A 16,361-nucleotide genomic window follows, 5' to 3' on the forward strand; every position below is an offset into this window, starting at 1 on the left:
ACTGATCAGTTCGTGGTGCGGTCCTGATGGCTCGAAACGAATTGCCTGAAGCGATCCGACTTGCATTCGACGAACACTTCGTCGGGCGTGCCGTCGGCTTCAACTTGCCCCTGATGCAGGAACAGCACGCGATTGGACACATGGCGCGCGAAACCCATCTCGTGCGTGACGACCAGCATGGTGCGGCCCTCTTCAGCGAGCGAGCGCATCACGCGCAGCACCTCGCCCACCAGTTCGGGATCGAGCGCCGAGGTCGGCTCGTCGAACAGCATGACTTTCGGATGCATCGCCAACGCGCGCGCAATCGCCACGCGCTGCTGCTGCCCGCCTGAAAGATGCGCGGGATAGTGGCCGCGCTTTTCCGCAAGGCCGACTTTCGCCAGCAGGGCCTCCGCCTCTTCCACCGACTCGGCACGGCTGCGCTTTTGCACGCGCATCGGCCCTTCGATCAGATTTTCCAGCACCGTCATATGCGACCAGAGATTGAAATTCTGGAACACCATGCCCAGCTGTGAGCGCACCCGGTCCACCTGGCGGCGGTCGCTCGGCTGCAGCTTGCCGTCGCTGCGGCGCTTCATTTTCAATTCTTCGCCGGCGAGGGCGACCGAGCCGTCATCGGGTGTTTCGAGCAGATTCAGGCAGCGCAGAAAGGTGCTTTTGCCCGAGCCGCTCGCGCCGAGAATCGAGATCACATCGCCCTGGTGGGCGTCGAGTGAAATGCCCTTGAGCACATGGTGATCGCCGAACGATTTATGAATGTTCTTGACCGACAGTGCAACGGGTGCCGTAGCGTTCATGGGATTCTCCAGATTCATCCAGGATGGGCGGCCGTTCAAGGCGCGGCGCGACGCGCTTCGGTGGTGCTGGAAACTTTGCGGCTCACGGCGGCCTGCGGGCGCGCAGCTCGCAGGTGGCGCGACAGACGCGTTTCGAGCAGGCCGAGCAGCCGCACGATGACAAAATTCAGGAACAGGTAGATCAGCGCGGCGCAGATGAAGACTTCCGTCGTGCGATAGGTTTGCTGAATGATCTGCTGCGCGACGCCGGTCACTTCCCACACGGTGACGAGACTCGCGAGCGCGGTCGACTTGACGAGCAACACGGCTTCGGTCGAATACGCCGGCAGGCACTGGCGCAAGGCGATCGGGCCGATCACGCGGCGCAGCAGCGCGAAGCCCGACAGGCCGATCGAATAACCGGCCTCGATCTGACCGACCGGCACGGCCATCAAGCCGCCGCGAATGATCTCGGCGGTATAGCCGGCCGTGCATAACGCGAGCGACAACACCGCGCACATGTAGGGCTCGCGCAGTACCGGCCACAGGAAGCTCTCGCGTATCACGCCGAACTGGCCCATGCCGTAGTACACGAGGAACATCTGGATCAGGAGCGGCGAGCCGCGGAACACGAGGATATAAGCGCGCGCGAAGCGATTCGGCAGCCAGTGCGGCGACACGCGCATTGTGACGATCACGAGCGAGAGCAGGCCGCCGAGAATCAGCGAACAGAAGAACAGGCCAAGCGTGGTCGGCACAGCCGCGAGCAGTTGCTTGAGCGTGTCGAACAGAAAGTCGAAGTCGAAATGCATGATGGCCGCCCTCGTCAGTTACGCGCGAAGTTGCGCTTGAAGGACCGGCCCACGCGCGCTTCGGCGCGGTTGAAGACGCGGTTCGAGATGCTGGTCATGAGCAGGTAGAGCGCGCCGCCCACCACGAAGAACGTGAAGTATTGGTGCGTGGACCCCGCCGCCACCTGGCTCGTGCGCAGCAATTCGGCGAGCCCCGTCACCGAGATCAGCGCCGAGTCCTTCAGGCTGAGCTGCCACACGTTGCCGATGCCGGGCAGCGCGAAACGCAACACTTGCGGAATCAGGATGCGGCGCGCCATGGTCAGCGTCGGCATGCCGATCGAGCGCGCGGCTTCGAGTTCGCCACGCGACACCGCCAGCACCGCCGAGCGGTACACCTCGGCCTGATAGGCACCTGAAATCATGCCCACGGCAAGCGCGCCGATCACGAACGGCGGCACGCCGACAAAACCGTCCGCGCCGAACCACTGGCCGATGGTCGTGACAAGCGTCGAGCCGCCGAAATAGAACAGATAGATGACGAGCAGTTCAGGCACGCCGCGAAACACGGTGGTGTAGATATCGCCGATTACGCGCAACGTGCGCAAACGCGACAGCTTGGCCGCCGCCACCAGCGCGCCGAACACGGCGCCGACCGCGAGCGCCGCGAGCGTGAGCGCGACCGTCATCAATGCCGCGAGCAGTAGTACGCCGCCCCAGCCTTCCGGCCCGAAGCCGAGCATCTGTATCAGAGCCATTCCCTACCTCTCATCTTCATCCACTGCGGCGGATCCGAACCAGCCGGCTCGCGCAGTGAGGCCGTCGCGCGCGCCGCATCTTCCGAACGCGCTCAGGAAAACGCCGGGCCGCCCACAGCTGTTGCCTCGCGCGAAGCAACAGGCTCGGGGCGCCCGCCAAATCAAGGCGTGACGTCGGTCTTGAACCACTTGTTGGAGAGCTTCTTGACGGTGCCGTCGGCAAGCGCGGCGCTGATCGCGGTGTCGAACTTCGCTTTCAGATCGGCGTCCTGTTTGCGGAACGCCAGGCCTTCACCCGGGCCCCAGATCGGGCCGCCGATCTTCGGGCCGGCCATCGCGATCGACGCGGTTTCTTTCTTGTCGATATTGGCAGCGTAGTAAGTCACGTCGTCGAACGAGGCGTCGATGCGGCCGTTGGCCAGATCCAGATCGCGCTCGGGCGAAGTCTTGTAGACGCGGATCGTGGCGATGTCCTTGAAGCCGTCGTTGATGAACTTGGTGTAGACCGTGCCCGACTGGATGCCGATGGTCTTACCCTTCAGCTGCTTGCGCAACGCGTCGACAGTCGGCTGGTCGGCCTTCGGATCGCCCGACAGCTTCACGACGCCGGCACCCGGCGCGGCCTTGGGCAAAATCTTCGCGTCGGCCACGGCGAACGTGGCGGGCGTGGCGGCGTACGGCTTCGAAAAGGCGATAATCTTTTCGCGCTCCGGCGTAATCGAAATCGCATCCATCAGGACATCGAACTTGCCAGCCTGCAGGCCGGGAATCATGCCGTCCCAGTCTTGCGCCACGAGGTTGCATTGCAGCTTGATGCGCTCGCACAGGTTGGCGACCAGTTCAGGCTCGAAGCCGCCCAGTTTGCCGCCTGGCAAGGTCAGGTTCCACGGGGCGTAGCCGCCTTCGAGCGCGATCGTCACTGTCTTCCAGTCTTTGGCCTGCACCGGTGCCGCGAAAATTGCCACGGCGCCGATAACGGCGCCGATCAATGCTTTTGCTGCCGTCGTGCGCTTCACTTTCACGTCGAAACTCCTTTGATTGAGGAAACCGTCGAACCGAGTGTTTAACCGCTGCTTAATTTGTATAGACAAGTCTGCATGAGTCAAAAAGCCGCTGCAAGACAATTTGCGGGAAATTGGCCGGATCATCGGGTAAGCCCCTAGACGATGCCGTGCGACGGGACTTTTCGGGGAGTCTTTACGTGCGTGAGGGGGATGGCGCGTGTCGTCGCATGCAAGCGCACCTTTTGTTTTGTCTAGACAGGTTGATGCGCAGCGATGGTGTCGCGGTGCGCCTCACCAGATAAACGGCACGAACCGATAACGCACGCGCGCCATGTAGTCGGTGTAACCGTCGAGTTGCGCGGCCAGCACGCGCTCTTCGCGCACCGCGCGCCAGCCGATGCCGATCACCATGACCGGCACGAGGGCGAGTCCCCACAACGACCCGAGCAGCAAAGGCGTGCCGACGAACATCAGCAACGCGGCGGCGTACATGGGGTGACGCACATGCGCGTAGAGGCCGGTGTCGATCACCTTATGCCCCCGGCTTGCCTGGATCTTCACGACCGGCGCGGCATAACTATTGGCCTGGAACACGAAGCGGCACATGAATAGGCAAAGGAACACGCACAGCGAGCCGAGGCTGACCAGCGCGACCGGCAGCGGCGCGGTCCAACGAAAGCGTATCGCGTCGAACGCCATCAGAACCAGCCAGCCGCACCACACCACCGCGACGGCCACCATGAATATGCGGTCCCAGCGGCTTTGCTGCTCCTGCACGAAAGGCGACAGACGCTCGGCGAGCAGACCGGGATCATGACGCGCGAGCCACAAGCCGATCCATAGACTCAGCACGCCCAACTCGATCACGTACCACCACGCGGCCGGCCACGCAAAGGTGCCCGCCGCGCCGAACAGCAGCGCGCCCATGCCGAGCAGCCACACCACCGTTTGAAAAATGAGGCGCGCGACCATGGCCGTTCGTCGCTACGCGGTTTTCGCCGGCGTGCGCACGCGCTCGAATATCTCGGCGATGTCGATCTCACCGGTATCCAGGCCGAACTGATCGCGCAGACACGCGGCGAGTTCGGCGGCGCTCCCGAGCTGCCGCTCGCTGATGAGCCGGCCGTCCGCGGCGCGCTCGCTTAATTGATCGTTGAGCAGCGCGAGCCGCGCTTCGGGCAGCACACGGCACACGATCAGCGTGCTCGCAAAAATCGCTTCCGGCGATGTCGACGTATACCAGTTCGAGGTTTCGTAATCGATCCACTCGACCGGATGCAGATCGAAGCGATAGACGCGCGCCCAACTTTCGTCGCGTGCCTGCACTTCGAGATAGAGCGCCTCGCGCGATGCGTCGGCAAGACGGAACGTACCGAGTTCGGTGGACTGCGCGAGGCCCGCGGCGAGCCGCAGCGGCGCGGTCAGCGTCACGCTGCCGAAGCCGACGTCCGCGATCCAGGCTTCGCCGCTTATGTCGACGCGCAACACCATATGCGTGCGCGGCGGAACGGCGTCCGACTCGCGACCCCACAGCACGCGCCCGAGCAACGGCGTGACCGTGAAGCCCAACTGAAGCAGCACGTCGGCGAACAGCGCGTTCTGTTCGAAACAGTAGCCGCCGCGGCGTTCGGTGATGAGTTTGCGCTCGACCGCCTCAAGATCCAGTTTCACCGGGCGCCGCGTGAGCGGGTTCAGATTCTCGAACGGGATCGCGCGCGGATGCAGCCGGTGAAGCGCCTGCAAGACTTCCAGCGTGGCCGCGCGCGGACCGTCGTAGCCTATGCGGGCGAAGTAGTTTTCCAGATTCACTGTGTGCGGCATCGGCAGGGTTCCGGTATGGTTTTGGGCGCCGGACGCTTATGCAACAGCGTGCGGCTGTGTGCGGTGATTTGCGGCCGGGCGGTTTCGGAAATCGATCATAGCCGCTTTCAGGGCCCGCTCGCTGCCGTGCTGCTTACCTGTTTTCGTAGGCAGCGGCCCGCGCCGCCCGTGCGAGGGCGGCGCGCTTTGCCGAGGCCGTATGTTGCCTGCCGCCTGCCTACTTCCCCTTACTGCCCGCCCTTCAACGCCGAGGTGGCAATAGACGGCACGCTGATGCCGTGGCTCGACGCGAACTGCACGGCCGAACTCAGCGTGGACATCAACGATTGCAACTGGCCCGGCGCCGATTGCGCGATGTACGAGGCGCTTTGCGCCGTCTGCGGATTCATGCCGGACTGCAGCAGTGACGACGGACTCATCTGGCCGATACTGCCGAGCCCCGACTGCAAGCTGGAATATTGGCTCACGCCTTTACCCAGCGACGACAACCCGTCCGTGAAGGCCTCCTTGTTGATGGGCGTAGCCGACGCACTGCCGCTCGCCCGGCTCGCAAAGGCTTGCGTCAGCGTTTGCGACAGCGACTGCTGCGTGCTGCCCACCTGAGTCAGTTGACTCACCGAGGGCGTGCCGCCGCTCAGCAATCCCGCCGCCTGCTGCGCCTGCCCCGCCGCGCTGCTCATGCCCATCGCGGAGGCAAGACTCGACTGGCCGCTGAGCACCTGCTGGTTCGCCCCCACATAGGTCTGCAACAACTGCGAGACACCGCCCGACGAAGCCGTCGCCCCGGCGCCCGCCGAACTGTCGCCGCCGCCTATGCCGAACTGTTTGAGATTCAATTGCGCATTCGACGCGCCACTCACCAGCAAACCGCTGCTCGCCAGCAGCGAAATCAACATCTTGCGTTTGTTCATATCCCTCTCCTGAATGGGCGTTTCGGGTATTCGTGCGAGTTCGACACGACACCCCGGAACGCGTTCGATATGTCCAGATCCATACGGTTTCATTACGCTTTCATTGACGGCGAATTACATGCAAATGCCGTTCAATAGCAGCCCGTAAAGAACAAAGTTATAAGTCAGTAATATTGATGCGAATCGTTCTCATTTGTGTTGACGCACCCATTTCGCATGCGTACGATCTCGCCATCTGCTGCAACGGGTGTCGCGAACCATGCGGCAAAATCGCGGGCACGCGCCAACGCGCCGCGATGGTTCAAATCAGTCGATACAACACCAATAAGGATTTCGATGAAGTTCGCCCAATTCAACGGACCTGGCGCGAAGGCGCGTCCGTTTCGCGATTCCGAGCCGCGCGCCAAGGCGGCGTGCCGTTCACGGTTGCCTTCCATGCGGCGCGCCGCGCTTTGCACGGCATTCGCCTGGGCGTCGCTGACTGCCGGCGCCGCGATGGCCGAAGCCAATCCCGACGCCACGCCGGAAGCGCCCGAGGCCGACCTGAAGATTCAGGCGACGCAGACGAACCAGTGGACCGGCTTCTGGAATCGACAGCAGATGCTCGGCGACATTGGCGGCTTGCGCCCGTGGCTCGGCAAATACGGTGTGACCTTCACGCTTACCGAAACCAGCGAAGTGCTCGCCAACCTGCGCGGCGGTCTCGCGCGTGGCGCCGACTACGACGGCCTGACGACCGGCACCGTGCAACTGGACACGCAAAAAGCCTTCGGCTTGCCGGGCGGCCTCTTCAACGTCAGCGCGTTGCAGATTCACGGCGCCAATCTCAGCGCCAACAAGCTCGGCACACTGAATACGGCGAGCGGCATCGAAGCGGATGACGCCACCCGCCTGTGGGAACTGTGGTACCAGCAGTCGTTCCTGAACAAGCGCCTCGACGTGAAGATCGGTCAGCAAAGTATCGACCAGGAATTCATCACGAGCCAGTACTCGGCGCTGTTCGTCAACACGATGTTCGGCTGGCCCGCCCTGCCCTCGTACGACATGCCGTCCGGCGGCCCGGCGTATCCGTTGTCCGATCTGGGCGTGCGCGTGCGCGGCCAGATCACGCCTTCATTGACCGCGTTAGCCGGCGTGTTCGACGGCGATCCGCTCGGCAACAACCCGGACAACAAGAGCGGCACCAACTTCAATCTGCACAACGGCACGCTGTTCATCGGCGAATTGCAGTACGCGATCAACCAGCCGGCCGACGGCGAAATGGTCGGCGCGGGCGGCGGCGGTTTGCCGGGCACCTACAAGCTCGGTGTCTGGTACAACAACGGCAGCTTCGCGGATCAGCGCTACGACAACACCGGCTTGTCGCTTGCGAATCCGGCGACGAGCGGCGTCGCGCAGAATCACCACGGCGACTACAGCTTCTACGCCGTGGCCGATCAGATGATCTGGCGTCCGGACCCGGACGAAGCGCGCAGCATCGGCGTATTTGCCCGCGTGATGGGCGCGCCCGGCGACCGCAACCTGGTGAGCCTCGCCGCCAACCTCGGCATAGTCATGAAAGCGCCGTTCGCCGGCCGCGACAACGATAGCGTCGGCCTCGCGCTCACGTACATCAAGGTCGGCAATCACGTGAACGGGCTCGATACGGATGCGCGGGCATTCAGCAATAGCCCGTACGGCATACGCACCAGTGAAACCACGCTCGAGGCGACCTATCAGTATCAGGTCAATCCGTGGTGGCAACTGCAAGCCGATGCGCAATACACGTTCAACGCCGGCGCCGGCCAGAATCCGAACGATCCGACCCAGCCGCTGCGCAACACGTTCGTTATCGGCGTGCGAACCAACATCAATTTCTGATGACGTTCGCGCCCAACTCACACGCTACCGACACATCGAATTCCATGCTTTCGATCATGACCGCAATCACCGCTTTGTGCGCAGGCACGGAGGCTCAATCGTGAACAACCCCACGCGCAAGTTTTCGCCGCGCGCCGCGCGGGCCTTCGCATGGCCGCTCGCACGGCCTTTGATCGCCGCCGCTGTCAGCGTGGCCGCATTCGCGACGGCCGGCAGCGCGCAGGCCGAGCCGCAAGGCTTCCTCGAAACCGTCAAGCATCACACCACGCTGATCAATACCGTGCCGGGCAACGGCGACCAGAATCCGTACGCGGTGGTGGTCGCGCCGGTCACGGCGGGCACCGTCAAACAAGGTGACGTGCTGGTCGGCAACTTCAACAACTCGACCAATCTGCAGGGCACCGGCAGCACGATCATCAACTATCACCCGGACACCAAAGAGATGACGGTGTTCGCCACGGTGCCGCGCGATCTGAAGGAATGCCCGGGCGGTATCGGCCTGTCGACCGCGATGACGATGCTCAAGTCCGGCTACGTGATCGTCGGCAGCACGCCGAGCAACGACGGCACCACGGGCACCAAGGGCGCCGGCTGCCTGATCGTGCTCGATCCGCAAGGCAAGGTCGCCTCGACCATCACGAGCCCGAACATCAATGACCCGTGGGGCAACATGGCGGTCGTCGACAACGGCACCAGCGCGACGCTGTTCGTCAGCAACGCAGGCTTCGGCGTGGGCGGCGCGGACGGCAATCCGCCGGTATTCAAGCAGGCCACCGTGCTGCGCCTGGATCTCGACGTGCCGGCCGGCAAACCGCCCGTCGTCAAGAAAGAAACGGTGGTGGGCAGCAACTTCGGCGCGCAGGCGGATAAGGGCGTGTTCCTCGTCGGCCCGACCGGCCTCGCGCTTTCGGCCGATCAGAAACTGCTCTACGTGTCCGACGCGATCGGCAACCGCATCACCGAAATCGACGAACCGATGACGCGCGACACGAGCGCGGGCGTCGGCCGTCAACTGACCGCCGACGGCCTGCTGCACCGCCCGCTCGCCATGGTCACCGCGCCTAACGGCCACCTGCTCGTGACCAATGCGCTGAACGGCCAGATCGTCGAAATCGATCCGGCGAGCGGCAAGCAGATTTACGCGCGCTGGATCGACACCGACAAGGCGCAATCGCCGCCGGGCAACGGCGACCTGTTCGGCCTCGCAATGACGCCTGAAGGCGACGGCTTCTACTACGTGCAGGACGACGTGAACACGCTCGTGCTCGCGAAGTGATTTCAATGTTCCAACGCCAAATGAAGGTGAAGTAACCATGGCAAACGATCACCCCCCGCGGCCTTCACGGCGCGGGTTTCTCAAGGCGGGCGGCGCCGCGGTCGCCGCCGGCGCGAGCCTCGGCGCGGGTCTGGCCGCGCCGCAGAGCGCGCTCGCCAGAACGCAGGCGCATGCCCCCGTCGATCCGCAACTGGCCGTCGAGCCGTTCTACGGCGCGCATCAGGGCGGCATCGTCACACCGCAGCAAAGCCACACCTACGTCGCCGCGCTCGATCTGACCACCGAGAAACGTGACGACGTGATCGCGCTGCTGCGCGCGTGGACCGACGCGGCCGCGCGTCTCACGCAAGGCGGCACGGCCGCGCCGCTGGCGACCGGCGACGCCGGCGACAACCAGGCCGCGCCCGATTCCGGCGATGTGCTCGGCCTCGGCCCCTGCGGCCTGACGATCACCTTCGGCTTCGGCCCCGGTCTGTTCACGCATGAAGGCAAGGATCGCTACGGCCTCGCCGCGCGCCGCCCCGCCGCGCTCGTCGATCTGCCGCGCTTTAACGGCGACCAGTTGATCAAGGAGAAAACCGGCGGCGATCTGTTCATTCAGGCCTGCGCGAACGATCAGCAGGTCGCGTTTCACGCGGTCCGGCAGTTGGCGCGTCTCGCTTACGGCACGGCGGCGATGCGCTGGGGCCAGTCCGGTTTCCTGTCGGGTCCGCGCGGTCAGACGCCGCGCAATCTGATGGGCTTCAAGGACGGCACCAACAATCCGTCCACCGCGAAGCCGCAGTTGATGAACGAATTCGTGTGGGCCGGCGCCAGCGCCGACGCGCCGTGGATGGAAGGCGGCACCTACACCGTCGTGCGACGCATCCGCATCACGCTGGAGCACTGGGACAACACCGAACTGGACTTCCAGGAACAGGTATTCGGGCGCCACAAGTACAGCGGCGCGCCGATCGGCAAGAAGAACGAATTCGACGCCGTGGACCTGAAGGAAGAGGACAAGGACGGCAATCCGGTGATTCCGGAGAACTCGCACGTGCGTCTGTCGAATCAGGCGAGCAACAACGGCGCGCAGATTCTGCGGCGTTCGTACTCGTATAACGACGGCACGAACTTCTACATCGAGCGCTGGCCGCCATGGCGCCAGGAAACCGAATACGACGCGGGGCTCATTTTCATCGCGCATCAGGGCGACCCGCGCACCGGCTTCATTCCGATCAACGACAAGCTCGCGAAGTTCGACATGATGAACCAGTTCACGACGCACGTAGGCAGCGCGATTTTCGCCGTGCCGCCGGGCGCGAAGCCGGGTTCGTATATCGGCGCGGGATTGTTCGAGGCGTAATGCGAGCCGCGCAGTCGGCAAAACACAAATCAACTATCACATCAAAACGGATTTCTGGATCATGGCTTACAACTGGTTTGGCACTCGTCTGCGTGTTCTGAGCGGCGCGGCCGCGCTTACGCTGGCCGCTTTCGCGACGGTGCCGTCGGCGGCGCACGCCGCGTCGATCACGCTGTATAACGCGCAGCACGAGCAGGTCGTCAATCTGCTCGCCAAGGACTTCGAAAAACAGTCGGGCATTTCGGTGAAGATCCGCAACGGCGAAGGCCCGGCCATGGCCGCGCAGATCGTCGCCGAAGGCGCCGCCACGCCCGCCGACGTGTACTTCACGGAAAACTCGCCGGAGCTGATGCTGCTCGAAGAGAAAGGCCTGCTGAACAAGGTGGACGCCTCGACGCTCGCCACGGTGCCGGCGCGCTTCAGTTCGCCGAGCGGCGCATGGGTCGCGGTGACCGCGCGTGAAAACGTGCTCGCCTACAACACTACCAAGGTGCAGGCATCGCAACTGCCGCAATCGCTGTTCGATCTCGCCAAGCCGGAATGGAAAGGCAAGATTGGCATTGCCCCGAGCGACGGTGACTTCCTGCCGCTCGTCTCCGCGGTGCTCGCGTTGAAGGGCGAGGCGCAAACGGTGCAGTGGCTCAAGGGCCTGAAAGCCAACGCGCAGATTTTCGACGACGACGAAGGCGTGGTCGCCGCCGTGAACCGCGGCGGTGTCGCGACCGGACTGATCAACAACTACTACTGGGCGCGCCTGCATGCCGAACTCGGCGACGGCAAAACCCGCAGCGCGATCTATCACTTCGGCAACGGCGACGCCGGCGCGGCCGTGAACGTGTCGGGCGCCGCGGTGCTGAAGTCCGCACACAACACGGACGGCGCCCAGAAGTTTCTCGCGTACCTGGTCAGCGACCGCGCGCAGCAGTTGATGGCGAATAGCCACGTCATGTTCGAATATCCGCTGCACGCAGGTGTCGCGCCTGACCCTATTCTCAAGCCTTTCGCTGAACTGAGCCCGCCGCCGCTGACCATCCAGCAACTCGGCGACGACAGCCAGGCCGGCAAGCTGCTGCGTCAGGCAGGCCTCCTGTAAATGAGCGAAGCATTGTCAGCCGGCCCGCCGGTTGTCCCCACTGCGCCGGCGCGCGCCCGTCCGCGCGCGCCGCGTGGCCTGTTCGCGGCGGCGGCACTGAGCGCTTTGCTGGTGTTGCTGCCGATCGCGTTGACGTTCTGGCGCGCCGCGAGCTTCGGCGCGGCCGAGGCGATCGATCTGATCTTCCGTCCGCTGGTCGGCGAACTGCTGATCAACACGCTGATGATCACAGTCTCGACCACGCTGGTCTCCGCGGTGGTCGGCACGGCTGCCGCGTGGTTAGTCGAACGCACGCACTTGCCGGGACGCCGCGCGTGGGCCGTGTTGAGCGCCGCGCCGCTCGCCATGCCGGCCTTCATCTCGAGTTATGCGTGGGTGTCGCTGAGCCTGGATTTGCAGGACTTCGCGGGCGCGCTGCTCGTGCTCACCTGCGCGTATTTTCCGCTCGTCTATCTGCCGGTCGCCGCAGCGTTGCGCAGCATGGATCCCGCGCTCGAAGAAAGCGCGCGCGCACTCGGCTGCAACCGTTGGACCACCTTCATTCGCGTGGTGCTGCCGCAACTTCGTCCCGCGTTGCTCGGCGGCATGCTGCTGGTCGCGCTCGGCGTGCTGTCCGAGTTCGGTGCGTTCACGCTGTTGCGTTTTCACACGTTCACCACGCAGATCTACGCGGAATTCCGCACCAGTTTCGATGGCGGCGGCGCGTCGCTGCTCGCGTGCCTGCTGATCGTGATCTGCCTGATCGTGCTGGCATTCGAGTTCCGCGTGCGCGGCGCGGCGCGCTATGAACGCGTGGATCGCGGCACCCGCCGCGCGGTGTTGCGCTACGACCTCGGCGTGTGGCGCTGGATCGTCGTCGGCGGCTTTGCGCTGCTGTCGCTCACCACGCTCGGCGTGCCGCTCGGCATGATCGGCTACTGGCTCACACAACCGGGCGCGGCTGCCGTCACGCCGGCCGACGTGTCGCCCGAACTGCTGTTCAATGCGACGCTCTCGTCGCTCGGTTTCGGTCTGGCCGCCGCGTTGCTGACCACGCTGCTGGTCGTGCCGCTCGCGTTCCTGCTGGTGCGCTATCCGACCCGTTTCGCGACGCTGTTCGAACGCACGGTGTTTCTCGCGCAAGGCGTGCCGGGTCTCGTAATCGCACTGGCGATCGTGTCGCTCGCGGTGCACGTGCTGCAACCGCTCTATCAGAGCGCGACGCTGCTGGTGATCGCCTACGCGATGCTGTTCATGCCGGTGGCGCTGGTCAGCGTGCGCGCCGCCTTCATGCAGGCACAGCCGCGCCTCGAGGAGACCGCACGCGCACTCGGCCTGAACTGGTCGCAAACGCTGTTTCGCGTAGTGCTGCCGCTGGCGGCGCCTGGACTCGGCGCGGCCGCGGCGATGGTGTTCATCTCGGTCGTCACCGAACTGAACGCGACGCTGCTGCTCTCCCCGCTCGACACGCAAACGCTCGCCACCCAGGTCTGGGCCGACACCTCGACCATGGCGTTCGCCGCCGCCGCGCCGTACGCGGCGCTGCTCACCGGCATTTCGCTATTCGCCTCGGGCCTGCTGTTCACGCTGCTCGGCAAGTCGGCGCTACTCGGCGAACGCGGCTGACGCGCCGCGCTTTTACCATCGGATTGTCATGAGCGAACTTCGTATCCGCGGGCTGCAAAAATCTTTCGACGGCCAACCGGTGCTGCACGGCATCGATCTTTCCGTCGAGCGCGGCACGCTGCTCGCGCTGCTGGGTCCGTCGGGCAGCGGCAAGACCACGCTGCTGCGCCTCTTGTGCGGTTTCGAACGCGCGGATGGCGGCAGTGTCGAAATCGACGGCCGCCGCGTGGCCGGCGACGGTCTGCATGTGCCGTCGGAACAGCGCCATATCGGCTACGTGCCGCAGGAAGGCGCGCTGTTTCCGCATCTGTCCGTGGCGGAGAACATCGTGTTCGGCTTGCCGCGCGCGCAACGCCGCGCGCGGCATCGCGTGGCCGAGTTGCTGGAGCTGGTCGGCTTGCCGGCGAACTTCGGCGAACGCGCGCCGCAGCAGCTATCGGGCGGCCAGCAGCAACGCGTCGCGCTGGCGCGCGCGCTCGCGCCGTCGCCCACGCTGGTGATGCTCGACGAACCCTTCTCCTCGCTCGACGCCGCGTTGCGGCTCGAAACCCGGCAAGCCGTGGCAAGCGCGCTGGCCGCGACCGGCGCGACGGCCGTGCTGGTCACGCACGATCAACCCGAGGCGTTGTCGCTCGGGCATGAGGTGGCCGTGTTGTGGAACGGCCGGCTGATCCAGACGGCGACGCCGGAAACGCTCTACCGTCGGCCCGTGACGCGCGAACTGGCGTCGTTCGTCGGCGAGGCGGTGTTGTTGCCGGGCGTGGTCAGTCAGAACCGGGTGAGTTGCGAGCTGGGCGAATTGCCGCTGTCCGGGCCGATAGGCGAAGGCGCTGTCGATGTGATGGTGCGGCCCGAGCAGATCCGGCTGCTGCGCGCCGAAGACACGCTGCACAACGGCGCGCCAGTGCATGACGCGGTCGTCACGGAAGTGATCTTCCAGGGACAGGACGCAGGCGTCGCGCTGCAGCTGCGTTCCGGCACGCGAACCCTGATCCGCGCGCGCGTGCCGGGTTATCTTTGCCCGCGGCCAGGCGAACAGGTCCGGCTCGCGGTAGATGGCGAGGTGACGGCTTACGCGCGTGCCTAGTCGCCGCGTTTGAACATCAGAAGGTACGAAGGCGGACTTAGCGGACTTAGCCGCCTTCGGCAACTCGACTCGCCGTCACCTCGTCTCGCCGTTAAGCGGCCGCCCCACGCGACTGAGGCCGCACCGACAAATCCTGCACCATCTGCGCGGCCAGGTAATCACACGTCGGCCGGTCCGACTTGGCGCTGCGCGCCACCACGATTTCCAGCGGCGCGATGGTCGGCAAGCCCTGCGCTTCACCGAGAATCGCAAAGCGCGGCGGCACGCTGCAACGCGTGAGCGCAATCACCGACAACCCCGCATCCACGGTCGCCACCAGTCCCATCAGGCTCGCGCTGCTGAACGCCGCGCGATAGCGGATACGCGCGCCGTCCAGCGCGGCCAGCGTATGCTGGCGCGCCACGCAGCCCGGCTCGTAAAGTCCCACCGGTAGCGGCGACGCCGCCAGCACCGGTGTATCCACCGACGCCCCCACCCACACCATCGGCTCGCTGCGCACGAATTCGCCGCGCAACTTGCGGTCGCGCGTGACGAAGGCGAGGTCGATCTTGTTGTCGGCCAGCATCGGCGCGAGCGAGGTGCTCTGCGCGCAGACGATTTCGATCTCCACATGCGGATACAGATTCGAAAAACGCCGCAATACGGGCGACAGCAACGAGGACACGTAATCGTCCGGCGCACCGAGCACCACGCGCCCGGTGACCTCGGGCCGCACGATCGCCGACCACGCCTCCTCATGCAGCGCCAGCACGCGCCGCGCGTATTCGAGCAGCGTATTGCCCGGCCGCGTGAGCGACAGATTGCGCGTATTGCGGGCGAACAGCGTCGTGCCGAGCATGGTTTCGAGCCGCTTGATCTGCATGCTGACGGCCGCCTGCGAACGATGCACGGTCGCCGACGCCTTCGTGAAGCTGCCCGTTTCCACCACCGCGACGAAAGTGCGCAACAGATCGACGTCGAATTCCGGGTGCATGATTTATCAATTCAGCTTATGGAATTGCTCAATTTAATTCGTTTGTCGGTACCGTGCAAGCCGCGCAATACTCGCGACATACCATCACGGAGACCGCTGCGCATGTCCCTCACCCAACGTCAACAAGGCGCCATCACGCTGGCCAGCGGCGGGCTGTTGATGGGCACCATCGGGATCTTCGTCGAGGAAGCGCGGCTCGGCGCGCTGACGCTGGTGTTCTTTCGCTGCCTGTTCGGCTTTCTCGCGCTCGCCGCGTATTGCGCCTGGAAAGGCTTCTTCACGCACGCGCATTTCACGCGACGCACCGTCGCGCTCGCGCTGATCTCGGGCGTGCTGATGGTCACGCAGTGGGTCGGGTTCTTCGATGCGATTCATCGCACCAGCATCGCGGTCGCTACCGTGGTGTTTCACGTGCAGCCGTTCTGGGTCGTGCTGATGGGCGCGGCGTTGTTCAACGAGCGGCTCGGCGTGGACCGGCTCGGATGGATTGCGACTGCCTTCGTGGGACTCGTGCTCGCGTCGGGCGTCGCGGCCACCGAGCATCTGCAAGGCCACACGAGCTATCTGATCGGCATTGGTGAAGCGCTCGCGGGTTCGGTGCTGTATGCGAGCGTTACGGTGATCGCCAAGGGACTCGGCGATTTACGGCCGCATCTGCTGACGCTCGCGCAGTGTGCCGTGGGCGTCGTGTGCCTGCCGTTCATTGCGCCGCTCACCGCTGAGCATATCGGCCCGATGCAGTGGTTTTGGCTGGTTGGCATGGGCGTGCTGCATACGGGACTGTCGTATGTGCTGATTTACGGCGCGTTGCCCAAGCTGAGCACGCCGATCATTGCCGTGTTGCTGTTCGTGTACCCGTTGACGGCGATCCTGGTGGATGCCGTTGTGTACGGGCGGGCCTTATCGATGCCGCAGCTTGCCGGCATGGCGTTGATCGTGGTCGCGAGTCTGGGGGTCAATCTCGGGTGGCCGCTGCTTTCGTTGCTACGGCCGGGTGGACGGGCGCGACGGCATTCGTGCGATTAATCGCCAGTAATTTGGCAGAATTTCTCGACCAACTT

General features: G+C 64.6%; 16 protein-coding genes. 7 read left to right on the forward strand and 9 right to left on the reverse strand.

What is annotated here, in order from left to right; translation table 11 throughout:
* Window positions 1-5: 5 nt before the first annotated feature.
* From P0D71_RS12505 to P0D71_RS12540, 8 genes are all read right to left on the reverse strand, one after another.
* Window positions 6-797, reverse strand: coding sequence for an ABC transporter ATP-binding protein (locus tag P0D71_RS12505; protein WP_408480260.1), 792 nt, complete (start codon window positions 795-797; stop codon window positions 6-8).
* Window positions 798-832: 35 nt separating this feature from the next.
* Window positions 833-1,588, reverse strand: coding sequence for an ABC transporter permease (locus tag P0D71_RS12510; protein WP_091802150.1), 756 nt, complete (start codon window positions 1,586-1,588; stop codon window positions 833-835).
* A 14-nt stretch (window positions 1,589-1,602) separates the two neighbouring features.
* Window positions 1,603-2,325, reverse strand: coding sequence for an ABC transporter permease (locus P0D71_RS12515; RefSeq protein ID WP_091802154.1), 723 nt, complete (start codon window positions 2,323-2,325; stop codon window positions 1,603-1,605).
* A 161-nt stretch (window positions 2,326-2,486) separates the two neighbouring features.
* Window positions 2,487-3,347, reverse strand: a complete 861-nt coding sequence (locus P0D71_RS12520; protein WP_091802157.1) for a transporter substrate-binding domain-containing protein — start codon at window positions 3,345-3,347, stop codon at window positions 2,487-2,489.
* Window positions 3,348-3,620: 273 nt separating this feature from the next.
* On the reverse strand, window positions 3,621-4,301 hold the full coding sequence (locus P0D71_RS12525; RefSeq protein WP_408184907.1) for a methyltransferase family protein: 681 nt from the start codon (window positions 4,299-4,301) through the stop codon (window positions 3,621-3,623).
* 12 nt (window positions 4,302-4,313) lie between these two features.
* A complete protein-coding gene (locus P0D71_RS12530) occupies window positions 4,314-5,150 on the reverse strand; it encodes an arylamine N-acetyltransferase family protein (protein ID WP_408301423.1) in 837 nt (278 codons plus the stop codon).
* Between the two features lie 227 nt (window positions 5,151-5,377).
* Complete coding sequence (locus tag P0D71_RS12535; RefSeq protein WP_408301425.1) at window positions 5,378-6,061, reverse strand: hypothetical protein; 684 nt, start codon at window positions 6,059-6,061, stop codon at window positions 5,378-5,380.
* A 164-nt stretch (window positions 6,062-6,225) separates the two neighbouring features.
* Window positions 6,226-6,498, reverse strand: coding sequence for a hypothetical protein (locus P0D71_RS12540; protein WP_408301485.1), 273 nt, complete (start codon window positions 6,496-6,498; stop codon window positions 6,226-6,228).
* Between P0D71_RS12540 and P0D71_RS12545 the strand changes: the two genes are divergently transcribed.
* From P0D71_RS12545 to P0D71_RS12570, 6 genes are all read left to right on the forward strand, one after another.
* On the forward strand, window positions 6,398-7,921 hold the full coding sequence (locus P0D71_RS12545; protein WP_408301427.1) for a carbohydrate porin: 1,524 nt from the start codon (window positions 6,398-6,400) through the stop codon (window positions 7,919-7,921). The genes P0D71_RS12540 and P0D71_RS12545 overlap by 101 nt on opposite strands.
* A gap of 100 nt (window positions 7,922-8,021) precedes the next feature.
* On the forward strand, window positions 8,022-9,197 hold the full coding sequence (locus P0D71_RS12550) for an NHL repeat-containing protein (RefSeq protein WP_408349402.1): 1,176 nt from the start codon (window positions 8,022-8,024) through the stop codon (window positions 9,195-9,197).
* 37 nt (window positions 9,198-9,234) lie between these two features.
* Window positions 9,235-10,542: an iron uptake transporter deferrochelatase/peroxidase subunit gene (efeB, locus tag P0D71_RS12555; protein ID WP_408349399.1), complete on the forward strand. Its 1,308-nt coding sequence runs from the start codon at window positions 9,235-9,237 to the stop codon at window positions 10,540-10,542.
* A 61-nt stretch (window positions 10,543-10,603) separates the two neighbouring features.
* The gene (locus P0D71_RS12560) at window positions 10,604-11,635 is read left to right on the forward strand and encodes an iron ABC transporter substrate-binding protein (RefSeq protein WP_408480263.1); all 1,032 of its coding nucleotides are present in this window, start codon (window positions 10,604-10,606) and stop codon (window positions 11,633-11,635) included.
* The gene (locus P0D71_RS12565) at window positions 11,636-13,240 is read left to right on the forward strand and encodes an ABC transporter permease (RefSeq protein ID WP_408480265.1); all 1,605 of its coding nucleotides are present in this window, start codon (window positions 11,636-11,638) and stop codon (window positions 13,238-13,240) included. It abuts the gene before it with no gap.
* A gap of 28 nt (window positions 13,241-13,268) precedes the next feature.
* Window positions 13,269-14,327, forward strand: coding sequence for an ABC transporter ATP-binding protein (locus P0D71_RS12570; RefSeq protein WP_408480267.1), 1,059 nt, complete (start codon window positions 13,269-13,271; stop codon window positions 14,325-14,327).
* A 91-nt stretch (window positions 14,328-14,418) separates the two neighbouring features.
* On the opposite strand, the gene P0D71_RS12575 is transcribed toward P0D71_RS12570, so the two are convergent.
* A complete protein-coding gene (locus P0D71_RS12575; RefSeq protein WP_091802188.1) occupies window positions 14,419-15,300 on the reverse strand; it encodes a LysR family transcriptional regulator in 882 nt (293 codons plus the stop codon).
* 102 nt (window positions 15,301-15,402) lie between these two features.
* Between P0D71_RS12575 and P0D71_RS12580 the strand changes: the two genes are divergently transcribed.
* Entirely contained in the window at window positions 15,403-16,326 is a 924-nt protein-coding gene (locus P0D71_RS12580; protein WP_408184899.1) for a DMT family transporter, read from the forward strand.
* Window positions 16,327-16,361 lie beyond the last annotated feature (35 nt).

This window comes from Paraburkholderia sp. RL17-383-BIF-A, from assembly GCF_046028015.1.
Lineage (GTDB): Bacteria > Pseudomonadota > Gammaproteobacteria > Burkholderiales > Burkholderiaceae > Paraburkholderia.

Coding starts and splice junctions, on each gene's coding strand:
- P0D71_RS12505 (WP_408480260.1), bottom strand. CDS start 797: ATGAACGCTACGGCACCCGTTGCACTGTCGGTCAAGAACATTCATAAA.
- P0D71_RS12580 (WP_408184899.1), top strand. CDS start 15,403: ATGTCCCTCACCCAACGTCAACAAGGCGCCATCACGCTGGCCAGCGGC.
- P0D71_RS12565 (WP_408480265.1), top strand. CDS start 11,636: ATGAGCGAAGCATTGTCAGCCGGCCCGCCGGTTGTCCCCACTGCGCCG.
- P0D71_RS12560 (WP_408480263.1), top strand. CDS start 10,604: ATGGCTTACAACTGGTTTGGCACTCGTCTGCGTGTTCTGAGCGGCGCG.
- P0D71_RS12570 (WP_408480267.1), top strand. CDS start 13,269: ATGAGCGAACTTCGTATCCGCGGGCTGCAAAAATCTTTCGACGGCCAA.
- P0D71_RS12530 (WP_408301423.1), bottom strand. CDS start 5,150: ATGCCGCACACAGTGAATCTGGAAAACTACTTCGCCCGCATAGGCTAC.
- P0D71_RS12525 (WP_408184907.1), bottom strand. CDS start 4,301: ATGGTCGCGCGCCTCATTTTTCAAACGGTGGTGTGGCTGCTCGGCATG.
- P0D71_RS12545 (WP_408301427.1), top strand. CDS start 6,398: ATGAAGTTCGCCCAATTCAACGGACCTGGCGCGAAGGCGCGTCCGTTT.
- P0D71_RS12510 (WP_091802150.1), bottom strand. CDS start 1,588: ATGCATTTCGACTTCGACTTTCTGTTCGACACGCTCAAGCAACTGCTC.
- P0D71_RS12575 (WP_091802188.1), bottom strand. CDS start 15,300: ATGCACCCGGAATTCGACGTCGATCTGTTGCGCACTTTCGTCGCGGTG.
- P0D71_RS12515 (WP_091802154.1), bottom strand. CDS start 2,325: ATGGCTCTGATACAGATGCTCGGCTTCGGGCCGGAAGGCTGGGGCGGC.
- P0D71_RS12540 (WP_408301485.1), bottom strand. CDS start 6,498: ATGGAAGGCAACCGTGAACGGCACGCCGCCTTGGCGCGCGGCTCGGAA.
- P0D71_RS12535 (WP_408301425.1), bottom strand. CDS start 6,061: ATGAACAAACGCAAGATGTTGATTTCGCTGCTGGCGAGCAGCGGTTTG.
- efeB (WP_408349399.1), top strand. CDS start 9,235: ATGGCAAACGATCACCCCCCGCGGCCTTCACGGCGCGGGTTTCTCAAG.